The organism is Paenibacillus sp. FSL M7-0656 (genome assembly GCF_038003225.1).
Lineage (GTDB): Bacteria > Bacillota > Bacilli > Paenibacillales > Paenibacillaceae > Paenibacillus > Paenibacillus amylolyticus.
This window is the reverse complement of sequence record NZ_JBBOOT010000001.1, coordinates 2,713,631-2,728,615: the sequence shown is the minus strand read 5'-3', so window position 1 is coordinate 2,728,615 and position 14,985 is coordinate 2,713,631. Positions and strand designations below refer to the sequence as shown.

Sequence of the window (14,985 nt, the reverse complement as noted above, 5' to 3'; positions counted from 1 at the left end):
CATCTCAAATTGTCGTAAATCAAAAGAACCATGTCCAAATACCGCTTGACATGATACGTATTGTATCGTAAATTGGACGTATGGAGTTACAAAATGTATCATTTGGAATATTTTAAGTATCTCCTTGTTGCCTGGACCATATACCTGTGAGAAGGAAGTGGAGGCAGTCCATGTAGGCTAATCCATTCTAAAGGAATGAAACCATGTATTCAATAATTCAGGAATGGGCTGATATGAAATTAAATGTCCATATGTACATTCAGGAGTTTCACGGGAAAATGGTAGACCGCAAAAGACGTCCTGTTCTGTTACTTGGAATGGACACTCAAGCAATCACCTTCCTGAGCGACCTGAACTTGCCGGTATCATCAGAAATGCTCATTGGTTTGGATGTTGAAGATCAACATGTATGTGTACGACTTCACGCAAGGTTGCAATGGAAACAGCCCTTTGGAGAGCTCACAATGTATCATTCAAACTTGCATATTCAGCACGAACAGAAACTATATATAACTGGACAGTTAAACACAATGCTTACTGAAGTTCAGTTTCCCGCGGTTTCCCGTTTTCAGTATGAAAAGGCAACAGAACAAAAGGCTCTGCAAGAACCCTATCATTACATTGATTTCACCATATAATTCCAAGTCGATTCTTAACATTTTCTGAACAAAACATGTACTTAACGCCATTTTACTATATTTCATAGCGTTATGCATTAGTTCTTTAACACCAAAAGCATTTGCGCAATGAATAAAGGGGCGAGGGGGCTCATACTATTTCAGGAAGTTTGGATATGGTTGAAATGCACTGCCACATATTATCCGGCCTAGATGATGGTCCTGTTCGAATGGAGCAGTCCGTTGCGATGGCTGAGAAGGCGGCAGCCTCAGGAATTACCTCCATTATTGCTACTCCGCATCACCTGAACGGGCAATACAACAATGAACCGATGGTGGTTAATCAGGCCGTGAACCTGCTCCATGCAGAACTTCGCAAACGCAACATTCGCCTGGAGATCCGTCCCGGACAGGAGATCAGGGTGCATGACAACCTGATTGGAGACTTATATGCAGGAAAGTGCTGCACACTCGCCGGAAGTCGTTACATGTTGCTGGAACTACCCTTTGGTCATATTCCCTCACAGTTCCCCAGGATACTGCATGAATTACGAATAGCGGGAATTACCCCTATTATTGCTCATCCGGAACGCAATCGTGTCATTTTGAAGAAGCCAAGGTTGTTGGCTGATTACTTGAGTCAAGGCGGACTATGTCAGCTCACAGCTCAATCTTTCACTGGGCTTTTCGGACGGAAAGTTCGGCAGTGGTGTTTTCATTTTTGCAAAGAAAACGGGTTTCATTTCATTTCATCAGATGCACATGATACGTGCAAAAGGACATTTGCCATAAGTGAAGGAGAGCGGGCCATCGAGCGTCGATTTGGAGCTGAAGCCGTTAAGAGGCTGGCAGAGAATGCGTCGCACATTCTATCGAATTCGTGTCTGGTCACAGAACGCTGGAAACCTCGCAAATGGCTACTGTCCATCTGGTAGTTACATAGGATAGATCACAACGTATAGGAGGAATGAAAGTGGAACTGAAAGGATATTTTCGACTCTTACAAAAGAAACTGTGGTTGATTGTTGCAATTGCTTTGATAGCCGGTGTGGGTGCAGGGGTCAAAAGCATTTTCTTCACTCAGCCCATCTATGAGGCAAGTTCCAAACTGATCGTGAACCAGACCTCTAACGTTCAAGGCCAAGCGATGATGGACTTCAGCATGATTCAAACCAATATCAAACTCATTAACTCATACAGAGAAATTATTAAATCTTCCGCCATTATGGATAAAGTCGCTACCACGTATCCGGACCTAGGCTTAACCTCTGCTCAACTCATGAATAGCACTTCCGTCTCTACAGCCAGCGAATCCCAAGTGATGAGCATAACTGTACAAGGGACTACCTACGAAAAAGCCGCAAAAACGGTCAATGCCATCTCCAACGTGTTCCAATCTCAAATCCCCCTAATCATGAAAATCGATAATGTGGCTATCCTCAGTGAAGCAAAAGTGGATAGTAACGCATCTCCAATCAATATGAAAACCACATTAAGCATCATTGTCAGTCTGTTCGCAGGTCTTGTGCTCGCCATTGCACTTGTATTCCTGATGGATTATCTGGATGACACATTCAAATCCGAAACTGAGCTTGAAAAAGAGCTGGGCCTGCCTGTGCTTACCGTGATATCCAAAATGAAAAAAGACGATCTGAAAAATACGAAAAATTACGTATCTCAACAGAAAGTGGGGGATGGCAAATATGTCGCGGCTAACCAATGAAAATAACAGTCTGGTGACCTATTTTAACTCCAAATCTCAGATCTCGGAGGGATACCGTAAATTACGGACGAACATCCAGTTCTCCTCAATCGACAGTCATATCAAAAAAATCATGGTGGCTTCCGCTGAATCCGGCGAAGGCAAGACCACAACCATTAGCAACCTGGCGGTAACCTATGCCCAGGAAGGTAAAAAAGTTCTGCTGATCGATGCGGATCTGCGTAATCCTTCCTTGCACCAGGTGTTTTCCGTACCGAATCATATCGGTCTGAGTAGTGTGCTGTCTAATCAGTACAGTGTGGAAGACGTGCTTAGAGAGAGTTATATCGACAATCTCCAATTGTTCACTTCTGGCCCAATTCCGCCGAACCCTTCCGAGATGATTGGTTCTAACCGGATGAAAAGGCTGATTGAGAAGTTAGAGGATCAATATGATGTCATCATGTTTGATACACCGCCGGTGCTCGCGGTAACGGATGCACTCATTGTGAGTTCGCTGTGTGATGGTGTGTTGCTGGTCGTGAACTCGGGCAAGGTCAAGAAGGAACTGGTGAAGAAGACCAAGGCTGCTCTGGAGCATGTGAATGCACGAATCCTGGGCGCAATCCTGAACAATATCAAAAACGCTGCAGTTCCGGTGGGCTACGGAGAGAAGTAAACCTTCCATCCAATGCTCCCAAGTAAACAGGTAATGTCTACTGCACCTTTATCACTGTAGGCACTCGGTCATGCTGTGGGTTCAATGAACCTTAGACGTTAATCGTCGAAGGTATGACGTGAGGACGGGTTAGATGCCCTGGTTCAACTTTTATCAAACTAAAAAAAAAGAGGATAGGGTGGTATTTATGAAAAAAGTGAGAAAAGCAATCATTCCTGCAGCAGGACTAGGTACACGATTTTTGCCAGCCACAAAAGCGATGCCCAAAGAAATGCTCCCTATTGTGGACAAACCAACTATACAGTATATCGTTGAGGAAGCCATTGCCTCTGGAATCGAAGACATCATCATCGTAACGGGTAAAGGGAAGCGGGCAATTGAAGATCATTTCGACAACGCTTTTGAATTGGAACATAACTTGCTGGAAAAAGGGAAGCTGGGCCTGCTTGAAGAGGTTCGCAAATCCTCTAACGTGGATATCCATTACATAAGACAAAAAGAGGCCAAAGGACTTGGTCATGCTGTCTGGTGTGCACGTAACTTTATCGGTGACGAACCTTTTGCCGTGTTGCTCGGAGATGACATCGTCGTATCGGAAGTTCCATGCACCAAACAATTGATCGATCAATATGATCAGGTTCAACATTCCATTGTTGGCGTACAAACCGTACTTGCTGAACAAACAGACAGATACGGCATTGTAGACCCGCTTCAATCGGATGGCCGTTTGACAGAGGTTCTCAGATTCGTAGAGAAACCTGCCCAAGGCACAGCGCCTTCCAACCTGGCGATTATGGGGAGATACGTACTGAGTCCAGAGATTTTCGAACATCTGGAGCAACAAGAGATTGGTCAAGGGGGAGAGATTCAATTAACAGATGCGATTCAGCGCTTAAATGAGACACAAGGAGTGTATGCTTACGATTTCGAGGGAGTACGTTATGACGTGGGCGAGAAACTGGGATTCATTTTGACAACCATCGACTTCGCTCTGCAAAAACAGGAACTTAGAATTCCAATGCTGCAAGCTCTGCAACAGATTCTGGAAAAAGAGTCGGTAGAACATGTAGCCGGGGGGGAGTTTGAATGAGTCCATCTCCCCAAACGAAGGAAGCGGAGATTGTTATGGACCCAAGTCTGGGGTACAATGCATCAACGATGTCAGGACAAAATGCGGATAAAGTGTATCTATTTATGAAAAGAATGCTCGATTTGCTGGGTTCTTTCATAGGTTTGATCATTTTGTGCCCCTTGTTTGCGGTCATCGGATTACTGATCAAAATCGAGGCCCCGCAGGGGTCTGTTTTTTTTCGTCAGGTACGAGTAGGACAGAATGGAAAAGAGTTTCATATGTACAAATTCAGGTCGATGGTTGCGAATGCAGAAGATCTGCTGGAACAGCTGATTGATCAGAATGAAGTGAACGGGAATATGTTCAAAATGAAAAATGATCCCCGCATTACCCGGATTGGCAAGTTCATTCGGAAAACCAGTCTGGATGAGCTGCCACAGTTGTGGAACGTGTTCAGAGGAGAGATGAGTCTCGTTGGACCCAGACCGGCTCTGCCCAGAGAAGTGCAGAACTACACTTCCTATGACAGACAACGTCTTCAGATGATCCCGGGATGTACGGGATTATGGCAAGTCAGCGGTCGAAATAGTGTTGGTTTTGAGGAAATGGTGGAGCTGGATCTGACGTATGCCCGTGAGCGCAGCATGATGGTGGATATCAAAATTATCTTCAGAACGTTCAAGGTGCTGGTAGGTTCGAAGGATGCGTTTTGAAACACGATTCTGGCTTTGAGGTGGCATAGCAGATATGCAAAAGACCGGTATACTTGCTGCATTAAATATGAAGTCGTTTAATATCATTCTTTTTTCGCTGGTAATTGTTTTCGCAGCAATCTATCTTCCGCTAGTCTCGGTTGTTGCACTCATAGCTGTGATTCTGCTGGGCGTTTATATTAAACAGCCCAGCTGGATTTTTATGATTCTCATCGTAAGTTTTTCATTATCCATTGATAAAATATTTAGCATTCATCTGGCAGGACTGGATTCGCTGTCCTTCTACAAGCTGGCGATTCTGGGTTTTGTCGTCTCTCTTTTTCTACGCTTTGGTATTCGCAAAGAGTTGATATATCCTGCACTGGCGATTGGTTTTTTATTTGTGGAGAGTTATTTTCTATCTGATCTGCCCAGTAAGGTTAGTCCGCTCGATCCATTCAAGGCCTTTCTGGGAGTCATTGTTCCTTTTTTGTTGCTGATGCCCCATTTTTCAAGAGAGATCAGTCAACGAATTATACGTGTACTCGCATGGTTGCCGCTGTTCAGTCTGGCTGGTGGTTATATTCTGCAACTCGCCGGCATATTGTCCATTACTAACCTGGAGATGTCGGGAGTAACCCGGTTACAGGGTGCCAACATCGCCGCGCATCTGGCCATGTTGTGTTTTATCTCCATCTGCGTCTGTCTGATTCAGATCAAGCAAGGCCATCAGGTTGTTCTGTATTACATGCTTACCTTGACACATCTGGTCATTCTGGTCCAGACGGGAACAAGGGGGCCGCTTATTGCGCTTATACCGATTATTCTGGTCTATCTTTTTGATCAACTGAAAGCCTTCATCAAAGGCAGAGTCAGTGCCATTATTCCTCTCATTCTGTTTGTTGTCGCTGTGGCCTATATGGTGATTGCACAGTGGGACAATTATGAGATGAGGTCAGAGAGCAAAGGCTTGTCGGGAAGGGATGTAGCCTGGAATTATTTTATTGGCAAAGCAAATGAGTATCCGATATTTGGACGTGGACTCGGCTCAACTCTCGTAGCGAATGATGGAAGTATTTTTTCTGGCTTCGTCGTTCCGCATAATGAATACATTCGTTTTTATTACGATGGCGGGTTAGTTGGAGCCATCCTGTTGTTTCTATCGCTGTTGCTGGTGTTTCGGGCTGTTTACTTCCGATTGGGCGGCATGATCCGGTTGTATTTTGCCGGTATGATTATCGGTTTCCTGACCTATTCCTTTTTTGACAATACCCTGTCCACGGTTCATCTGATTGCTCCATTCTGTATCTTCCTGAACGCGTTATATGCTACGGGAAATGGAGTCCATTCCAAGTCAGGGGCTGAAGCAGAAGTGGATATACAGATACAGCGAGCCAAGGACGTATCCTTTTCAAAGGAGATTAGAACATGAAGGTCTGTTTGATCAGTTCTACAGGCGGTCATTTTGATGAATTAACCAAAATTATTCCTGCGGTTGAAGAACATGATTATTTCCTGATTACCGAGAAAAATAAAAGCAGAAAAGTAGAATCGTCTCAGGGCAAAGTATACTTCTTAATGCAGCAAGAGCGTAAAAATGCGATGTTCTTGCTAATCTTTGTGGCTAATATTATCAAATCGTTCTTTCTATATCTGCGTGAGCGTCCAAAGGTGATCATTACAACAGGGGCGGGAGCCACATACCCTTTTTGCCTCATTGGTAAAATCTTCGGTGCCAAGCTGATTTATATCGAAAGTTATGCCAAAATCTATTCCTCCAGCGCAACCGGGAGATTGATGTACAAAATCTCGGATGAGTTCTTCATTCAATGGGAAACGTTGCAGGATAGCTATCCCAATGCGAAGTACAGGGGGGCTTTATTTTGATATTTGCTATCGTTGGAACCCAGCGTTTTCCCTTCAATCGGATGTTTGAGCTTATTGATGAGGCGATTGAGGCAGGAATTATTGAAGAAGAGGTTGTTGCCCAATCCGGATATACCGAGTATCAGCCGCGGAATTTCACTGTGATTCCTTTCCTCACGCAGGAAGAGATGAATGAATATGTGGAGCGCAGCAGTTGCATTATTTCTCATGCGGGTGTTGGCTCCATTACAAATTGTCTTGAACGCGGCAAGCCCGTTATTGTCATTCCACGCCGGAAAGAATGGGGCGAACATGTGGATGACCATCAGCTTGAAATCTCCAAGGTTTTTCAGGATAACGGCTATGTGGCCGTCGCGGAGAGTCAGGCTGAATTACAAAAACTGGTTCCTTGCATAGAAGAGCTGACGTTCCAGCCTTATGTGAGAAAACAGTCTGATCTGATTTCATCCATCAAAAATTACGTGAATAGTCTGTAAGAGGTATGAAGATTAACCATGAAAAAAAGGAGTTTATCATGAAACCAAAAGTATTGGTTGTTGGATCATCCTTGAAGGATATGGGCGGAATTGTGAGTGTCATCAAAAACATTGAGGATTCCTCCATCTCGGAAATGTATGCCATGCAGCGGGTCGAAACGTATATCACGGGCAGCGTGTTCTCACGGCTGCTTATTTTTATACGGGGATTCATGCAATTCTGGATGAAACTGTACACGTTCAAGCCGGATATCGTTCATATTCATATGGCAAACAACGGGAGCTTTTATCGGAAGTCTATATTTCTGCTAACCGCACGAAAGTTGTTTCGAAAGTCAGTTATTCTGCATATTCATGCGGCCAGCTTTGATGATTTCTACAATCATTTTGCTCTGCAGCGCAAGTATTGTCACTACATTCTGAATCAGGCAGACAAGTTGATTGTCTTGTCCCAGACGTGGAAAGAATACTTTGCTACGATTGTGCCGGAGACAGCGATTGAGGTTCTTTATAACGGGGTCTTTGTCAAAGAACCGTTTGTAAGAGAACAACAAACAGCCGTTAATGCTCTCTTCATGGGCAGACTCGGTGAGCGTAAAGGAGTCTACGATCTGCTTCAGTCCATTCAGCAATTGAAGGCGCTAGGCGTTACAGCTACCTTTAATCTGGCAGGGGATGGTGAAGTCGAAGAAGTCAAAGCAATCGTGCAGCAGTATGGAATAGAGGATCGTGTCAATGTACTCGGCTGGATTAACGGAGAGCAAAAGGAAAAACTGATGCGGGAAGCGGATCTACTGGTCCTGCCTTCTTATCATGAGGGATTACCTATGGCCATACTTGAAGCAATGAATTGTGGCTTGCCCATTATATCGACCACCGTCGGAGGCATCCCCGAAGTGATTACATCCGGTCATAATGGGCTGTTAATCGAGCCGGGAGATGTGCACGGGCTGACATCAGCGCTGGAATATCTCATCACGGATGAAGAGGTTAGAGCAAGAATGGGTTCACATAACAGAGAGATTATATCGGATAAGTTCGATATGAATCTTCTCGTGGGCAGATTATCAGGAATATATGATGCACTTCAAGTGAAGGTATCCTAGTGAACAGGAAAAGGTGATGAAATGAACCCCTTGGTATCTTGCATCATTACGACCCATAACCGGGCCGATTTATTGAAAAATGCGTTGAGAAGTGTACGTGAGCAAACACATCCGTATCTGGAGATTTTCATTGTGGATGATGGTTCAGAAGATCAGACGCCAGAGATCTGTCAGGCTTGGACCCGGGAAGATTCACGGATTCGGTACATCCGAGTTCCATATCCCAAAGGAGCCAACCATGCACGGAATGTAGGGATATCCCAAGCCAATGGCAAGTACATTGCCTTTCTGGATGATGATGATGAATGGATGCCTGACAAAATAAAAACCCAGGCGGAAGTGTTGGAGCGTTCACAGGAATCATTCACCTTTTGCAGCAAGTATCTCGCATACACGAATGAGCAGCATCAGGTGGTCAAACGGAAATTGTCAGTGGAACCTCGCGATGTTATCCGGTATGAGGATCTGCTTACATTCAACTGGATTGGGGAAACGTCCAAAATCATGGTACTTACCTCACTGGCCCGTGAAGTTCGATTCGATGAAAATCTGACATCCGCTCAGGATTATGATTTTTATCTGCGTATATTGAAACGAGGCTACATCGCCGTGAATGTGAAAAAACCGCTGGTGGATATCAACATCCATAGTGGTCCACGAATTTCAACCTCTACAACGGCCAAGTACAAGGGCCAACGCAAGATTATTTTGAAATACTACAATGACATGTCCAAGGAACAGAAGCGCCGTCAGTTACACCATTATAGAATGCTCGAATGGTCGAGAAATACACTTCGCAATAACGTTTATTTGAAAAAAGCACTGTCGCTGTACCCTTGGTGGAAAGATTGGGTGCTGCTCAAGCGTAATACCAAAATTATGCTGCAAGGATTTCTAATGAGATTTCATGCAAGGCGCGCAGTTGGTACGTATACAGAGGAACCTGTGCGAATGAAACTAAAGTAAGAGGTGCCTGGATGGAAAATCCGACGGTGTATATGCTGCCCAAGATGATTGAGAACAATAAATTCAATGAGCTGTTATCCGATTCCATTGAGAACAAGGGATGGGAAGTGAAACAGTTTACCAAAAGAGATCTAATCAAACTGAAAAAAAATGATGTGCTGCATTTTCATTGGCCCAGCTTCTATTACAGAGGTTCTTCCGTGCTGATAACAGTGATCAAGTCCATTCTGTATGTATTGATGATTTGTTTTGCACGCTTGCGAGGGGCTAAATTGTTCTGGACGGTGCACAACATCTGGCCACACAACAGCGGCAAGACGCGGTTTGATTATTGGATGAGAAAAATACTGGTCCAAAATTGCTCCAAGCTGATTGTCATGGGCAAACCCTTGATCTCTGAGATCTGTTCGACGTTTGGGATTGATTCCAGCCGGATCGAGGTTATTCCGCATGGACATTACAAGGGAGTGTATCAGGGTAAAGGCGTGAATATCCGCTCCCGGTTTGGCATCCCGGAGGATAGTTATGTGTATGCGTTCTTCGGTCAGGTGTCGCCGTACAAGGGCGTGGATGATTTGCTGGAGGCATTCAAGGATCTGGATTCCGAACAAGCCCATCTGTTGATTGCCGGTAAAAAGGTAAAGGATTATGACCTTGGAGATGAATTTCTCAAGAGTGGACATATTCATACTCATTTTCATTTCATCGAAGATGATGAATATTCGGATTATTTTGATGCAGTTGATTCGATCATTCTTCCATACAAGCAAATTGCCACTTCAGGCAGTGCGATTCTGGCATTGACCTTCTGTAAACCTGTGGTGGCACCACGGATTGGCTTGTTGGAGGAATATCTGCCCGAAGATTGTGCGGTACTCTACGAACCTTCGGATCCGGATGGATTGCTCAAGGCAATGAATATGATCCGGTTAAAACAATCGGAGTTTCAGGAAGGCAGTGGTTTTGTCAAAGCGTTGGAGCGGCTGGATTGGCCAGTGATTGCCCAAAGGACACTTACCCTGTACTCCAGTTAGTGCAGATGAACGGGTGGACCTAATTGAAAAATATGGGGATGAAATGATGAAAGTAACCGTCGCGATCTGTACGTATAACCGTGCACAGGATGCGGTAGAGGCCATACGAAGTGCAATACAACAGAATTACGCAAGCAGCGACTATGAGATCATACTCATTGATAACAATTCAAAAGACAACACACGGGAAGTCGTGCTTCAAACCATCTTGCAACATGAGAACCATTCGATCCGTTATGTGTTGGAAGAAAAGCAAGGCTTGTCTGTCGCCCGTAACCGGGCCATTCACGAGGCACTTGGCGAGTATATCCTGTTCCTTGACGATGATGCCTTTGCTTGCAGGGATTGGATTCGCCAGATCGTTAGTGTGTTTGAGATGAATGAAAATATCGGCTGTGTCGGTGGCAAGATTGATCCGATCTGGGAAGTGCCTGAGCCAATGTGGATTCCACCGGAGAACAGGTCGCTGTTCACCATTCTGGATTTTGCAGATGAAGTCACTGAAATGAAAAGTCCCTATATTCCATTTGGTGCCAATGTGGCTTTTCGTTTATCTGTCTTTGATCAACTGGCTCCCTTCCGTGAAGATCTTGGAAGAGTGGGTAACAATCTCCTCTCCAGTGAAGAGAGTGAGTTGATTGCAAGAATACGGACAAAGTTCAAGGTATATTACACGCCGTATGGCGCGGTACAACATAAAGTAGCCAAAGAGCGAACGACAAAGAACTGGTTTCTGCGCCGAATCTATTGGCAAGGTGTGAGTGATGCCATTCGGGATCAGGATCGTGGTGTTGTGCGTACGGCCAAACATGGCATCAAGCTTGCACAGGGGATCACAACCTCGCTGATCTACATTTATAATGCAGATCGGTTCACACGTCAGCTTGCCAAAGTATGTTACCGAAACGGCATGATTGTTGGGTCGCTTCGTCAAAACAGTAAGGGATGAGGATCGCTATGGCGCAAGTTGCACTTCGCAAAGTATTAAGAGGAAACGGCTTAATGAGTGCCATATTTCAGACAAGTGGAACCAATCTGCTGGTCATGACACTGACGATGTTGTCTTCCATTTTGACGTCACGCATGTTCGGGGTAGAGGGAAAGGGCGCATTCTCGGCCATCCTGTTCTGGCCGGCGCTACTAACCGGATTGGTCGGATTTGGACTACCCACTTCTATCATTTATAACATCAAACAGAGCGTAACCGAGAAGAGTGCGCAGTATGTTCGGTTAAGCTTTCTTTTTCAAGTTCCGGTGTGCATCATCATTGGTATTGTGGCCTGGTTTGGATTACCATTCTGGCTCTCCAGCTTTCCGCCGGAGGTCGTGCAGATATCCAGATGGTATACGATTGCTACCGTTCCGGTACTTATTGTCATCAATCTCATATCAGCGCTCTCACAGAGTCGGGAGAAATTCGCTGTATATAATGGTATCCGGTTAATGATCCCCCTGTTTAATGTAGGCGGGCTTTTTGTGTTATGGGGCCTGGGCATGCTGAGCATTCAGCTCGCAGCTGCGATCTATTTTGTAACCAGCTTCTCCGTGGTGGCGTGGGCTATCTATGCCAACCGTAATGAATTGAGACTGAGATGGTTCAAGGATCGGGTGGACCAGAGTTCGGCGAAGAAGCTTTTTGGTTATGGCAGCAAGGTGTATGGTGTTGAATTGTTAGGAACGCTGTATACCCAGTTTGATAAAATCATTATTTTGGCTTTGCTCACCCCGCGTGATTTTGGACTGTATTCCGTCGTATTTGCGTTATCCCGAATCTATAACGCAGTTCAGACGGCGATTAGCAATGTTGTTTTCCCAAAAGTGACTGGATTGCCCCAAGAGCAGATTATTCGAACAGTTGGCAGAGCCTTCCGCATCTCGCTCATGGTCATGATGATCATTGTAATACCCACCATGTTTGTGGGGAACTACCTGATGGGTCTTCTGTTTGGCTCCGAATTTTTGGAGGCGAGCGTAGCATTTTATATTTTGGCTGTGGAATGCATTATTGGTGGTGGCTCCTGGATTCTGGCATCCGCATTTAATGCACTTGGTCGGCCAGGGCTTGTGATGATCAGACAGCTCATTGCGCTCTCGGTGACGGTGGCTTTGTTCTTTGTATTCACCCCGCTGTGGGGGCTCAACGGAATTGCGATTGCCTTATTGATCGGGTCCATTGTACGAATGGTGGTTACTGTGGCCGCGATGAAGATTGTATTTAAGGTGAAGTTTGCCGCCATGTTCTATGACAAGGAAGATATACCGTTTCTCTATGAACGGTTAAACAAAAAAAGAAGAAGAGTCACCCAAGGAGGAGATGGAGATGCTGGGCACTAACAATATTCATCCAATGGAAGAGTTGAAGGGACATTTACGTCAGATTTTGAAGGTCATTCCACCGCGTACCGAAATCTATTATTTGGATTACCCGGTGCATAGCAATGGTGGCGACTTGTTGATTATGAAAGGTACTGAGGCTTTCTTCCGGGACAATGATATTCAAGTACGTGCCAGATACAGCATTCTGGATTGCCCTTTGTCCCTCAAGGTTCCGGAAGGTATAACGATCGTGTTGCACGGGGGAGGTAACTTTGGTGATCTGTACCCTGCCCATCAGAAATTGAGAGAACGAATGATTGCACAACATCCGAATCACCGGATTGTCATTCTGCCACAGACGATGTTTTACAAGAGTGATATTGAATTGAAGAAGACAGCCCAAGTATTCAATCGTCATAAGGATGTGCACTTTTTTGTCCGGGACACCTTATCTTATGAGATAGCCAGTAAAGAATTTCAACAAACCAATGTGTATCTATCTCCGGATATGGCGCATCAGTTATGGCCTCTTAAGTCCAAGAGCAAGCCTACTGCAGAGATGTTGTATTTCTTCCGGAAAGACATTGAGAAAACTCAGAATCAGGTGCATTACGAATCCGTCAGTGGATCTAAGGCCACGTTTAAAGACTGGGAGACATTGTACAACCGGGTAGACCGGAAGATCATTCGGATGATTACATCCCGGTTAAAGTCAGGGAAAGGCAGCTCTTTCGCCCGCTGGTTGTGGTACAAATACTCTGATCGGATGGTACATACGGCCATTAAGGAATTCAATCAATACCAAACCATCACGACATCCCGTCTGCATGGACATATTCTGGCCTGTCTCCTGGATCAACCGAACATCCTGCTGGATAATTCATACGGCAAGAACTCGAATTATTATGCAGCTTGGACCAAGAGCAATCCGGCAGGCAGACTGGAATCCAATCAGACCAGCACATATAACAAACCAACCGAGACCGGCAAGGGAGCAAGTACGGTTGTGTTATCGGATGGTGCAGCCCTATGAGAAGTATTCTGTTATCCGGTGGTTCTGGCAAGCGTCTCTGGCCGTTATCCAACGATTCCAGATCCAAGCAATTTCTTAAAGTTCTTCATGGGCCAGAGGGAAATCCGGAATCCATGGTACAGCGGGTATGGCGACAGCTGAATCATGCCGGACTTGCATCAGAGGCACTTATTGCGACCAGTTTGCCACAGGTGGAGATTCTGACTTCTCAGCTGGGAGACGATGTGAGACTGGTTGTGGAGCCTGAGCGCAGAGATACGTTTCCTGCGATTGCGCTGGCAGCCTCCTATCTGTATTCCGTAGAGAGTGTGAGTCTGAATGAGACGATTGCGGTGTTGCCTGTAGATCCCTTTGTTGAAAAAGAATTCTTCGAAGTGCTGGCAACCTTACCGGAGATGCTTGATAAGTCTGGTGCTGATCTGGCCTTGATGGGAGTTGTGCCGACGCACCCGTCAGAGAAGTACGGATACATCATTCCGCAATCCCAATCTTCCAGTGAAAATAACAATGAATACGTGAATGTAGCGAAGTTCCAGGAGAAACCCTGCGAATCCGATGCGGTCCTCATGATTGAGCAGGCCGCATTATGGAATTGCGGGGTTTTTGCTTTTAAGCTGGGTTATTTGATTAATCTTCTCATTGAGATGGAACTGCCGATCCAGTATGACGAAATGCTGAAGCAATACGGAAGATTGAACAAGATCAGTTTTGATTACCAGGTTGTCGAGAGAGCCAATCAGATTATTGCTATTCCGTATAACGGCTTCTGGAAAGATCTAGGCACGTGGAACACACTCACGGAAGAGATGGGAAGCTCGGTTGTAGGAAAAGGGTGGATTACGGGAGATTCCTTGAATACGCACCTGGTCAATGAATTGAACATTCCGGTTGCCATATTGGGCTTGTCGGATGTGGTGGTCGCCGTGAGTCCGGATGGCATTCTGGTCAGTGACAAAGAAGCCAGCCCACGGATCAAGGAAATCTTGAAGAACGAGGATCAACGCCCTATGTATGAGGAGCGCAGGTGGGGTTGCTACCGGGTTCTGGATTACACAAGAAACGAAGCTGGCGGCGAGGTTCTCACCAAACGCATCTGCATCAGTGCCGGGAAAAACCTGAGTTATCAATACCATTTGCTTCGCAATGAGGTATGGACGGTTGTATCGGGAACTGGGGAATTGATTCTGAATGGGCAGAGCCGAATGATCGGGCAAGGAGATACGGTGATCATTGACCGGAGTATGCTTCATTCCGTCAGAGCCGTTACGGAACTGGAGATCATTGAGGTACAGATCGGCAGTCAGCTGATTGAGGAAGATATCGTTAGAGTGTCTACCGAATGGCAGGACATTGTTCAGACATATGTGAAGCACGCGTAACCAACACATTAGAACATGGGGGAGAT

General features: G+C 45.4%; 16 protein-coding genes. All 16 read left to right on the top strand.

Features of this window, described 5'->3' with window-relative positions:
- Window positions 1-233: 233 nt before the first annotated feature.
- The 16 genes from MHI01_RS12165 to MHI01_RS12090 all read left to right on the top strand — a co-directional run bounded on the left by MHI01_RS12165 (window position 234) and on the right by MHI01_RS12090 (window position 14,959).
- On the top strand, window positions 234-638 hold the full coding sequence (locus MHI01_RS12165) for a hypothetical protein (protein WP_127551237.1): 405 nt from the start codon (window positions 234-236) through the stop codon (window positions 636-638).
- Between the two features lie 155 nt (window positions 639-793).
- Entirely contained in the window at window positions 794-1,552 is a 759-nt protein-coding gene (locus MHI01_RS12160; RefSeq protein WP_105597655.1) for a tyrosine-protein phosphatase, read from the top strand.
- Window positions 1,553-1,590: 38 nt separating this feature from the next.
- Entirely contained in the window at window positions 1,591-2,340 is a 750-nt protein-coding gene (locus MHI01_RS12155) for a YveK family protein (RefSeq protein ID WP_036611336.1), read from the top strand.
- Window positions 2,321-2,998 carry a CpsD/CapB family tyrosine-protein kinase gene (locus MHI01_RS12150; protein WP_036611333.1) on the top strand — a complete coding sequence of 226 codons (678 nt, stop codon included), beginning with the start codon at window positions 2,321-2,323 and terminating at the stop codon, window positions 2,996-2,998. Before MHI01_RS12155 ends, MHI01_RS12150 begins: the two co-directional genes overlap by 20 nt.
- A gap of 187 nt (window positions 2,999-3,185) precedes the next feature.
- Window positions 3,186-4,088, top strand: a complete 903-nt coding sequence (gene galU, locus MHI01_RS12145) for a UTP--glucose-1-phosphate uridylyltransferase GalU (protein ID WP_036611572.1) — start codon at window positions 3,186-3,188, stop codon at window positions 4,086-4,088.
- Window positions 4,085-4,783 carry a sugar transferase gene (locus tag MHI01_RS12140; protein ID WP_076319064.1) on the top strand — a complete coding sequence of 233 codons (699 nt, stop codon included), beginning with the start codon at window positions 4,085-4,087 and terminating at the stop codon, window positions 4,781-4,783. Before galU ends, MHI01_RS12140 begins: the two co-directional genes overlap by 4 nt.
- Before the next feature lie 34 nt (window positions 4,784-4,817).
- Window positions 4,818-6,194 (top strand): O-antigen ligase family protein, encoded by a 1,377-nt coding sequence (locus tag MHI01_RS12135; protein ID WP_076319065.1) that lies wholly within the window; start codon window positions 4,818-4,820, stop codon window positions 6,192-6,194.
- A complete protein-coding gene (pssD, locus tag MHI01_RS12130; RefSeq protein WP_036668906.1) occupies window positions 6,191-6,649 on the top strand; it encodes a PssD/Cps14F family polysaccharide biosynthesis glycosyltransferase in 459 nt (152 codons plus the stop codon). Before MHI01_RS12135 ends, pssD begins: the two co-directional genes overlap by 4 nt.
- On the top strand, window positions 6,646-7,125 hold the full coding sequence (gene pssE / locus MHI01_RS12125; protein ID WP_315372842.1) for a PssE/Cps14G family polysaccharide biosynthesis glycosyltransferase: 480 nt from the start codon (window positions 6,646-6,648) through the stop codon (window positions 7,123-7,125). The genes pssD and pssE overlap by 4 nt, the downstream gene beginning before the upstream one ends.
- A 38-nt stretch (window positions 7,126-7,163) precedes the next feature.
- Window positions 7,164-8,231: a glycosyltransferase family 4 protein gene (locus MHI01_RS12120; RefSeq protein ID WP_076327308.1), complete on the top strand. Its 1,068-nt coding sequence runs from the start codon at window positions 7,164-7,166 to the stop codon at window positions 8,229-8,231.
- Window positions 8,232-8,252: 21 nt separating this feature from the next.
- Window positions 8,253-9,197, top strand: coding sequence for a glycosyltransferase family 2 protein (locus tag MHI01_RS12115; RefSeq protein ID WP_340983208.1), 945 nt, complete (start codon window positions 8,253-8,255; stop codon window positions 9,195-9,197).
- A gap of 11 nt (window positions 9,198-9,208) precedes the next feature.
- A complete protein-coding gene (locus MHI01_RS12110; protein WP_076327306.1) occupies window positions 9,209-10,231 on the top strand; it encodes a glycosyltransferase in 1,023 nt (340 codons plus the stop codon).
- A 46-nt stretch (window positions 10,232-10,277) separates the two neighbouring features.
- A complete protein-coding gene (locus MHI01_RS12105) occupies window positions 10,278-11,180 on the top strand; it encodes a glycosyltransferase (RefSeq protein ID WP_340983207.1) in 903 nt (300 codons plus the stop codon).
- An 8-nt stretch (window positions 11,181-11,188) separates the two neighbouring features.
- A complete protein-coding gene (locus tag MHI01_RS12100; RefSeq protein WP_340983206.1) occupies window positions 11,189-12,565 on the top strand; it encodes a lipopolysaccharide biosynthesis protein in 1,377 nt (458 codons plus the stop codon).
- Window positions 12,552-13,580 carry a polysaccharide pyruvyl transferase family protein gene (locus MHI01_RS12095; RefSeq protein ID WP_315371068.1) on the top strand — a complete coding sequence of 343 codons (1,029 nt, stop codon included), beginning with the start codon at window positions 12,552-12,554 and terminating at the stop codon, window positions 13,578-13,580. Before MHI01_RS12100 ends, MHI01_RS12095 begins: the two co-directional genes overlap by 14 nt.
- Window positions 13,577-14,959: a sugar phosphate nucleotidyltransferase gene (locus MHI01_RS12090; RefSeq protein WP_036668921.1), complete on the top strand. Its 1,383-nt coding sequence runs from the start codon at window positions 13,577-13,579 to the stop codon at window positions 14,957-14,959. The genes MHI01_RS12095 and MHI01_RS12090 overlap by 4 nt, the downstream gene beginning before the upstream one ends.
- Window positions 14,960-14,985 lie beyond the last annotated feature (26 nt).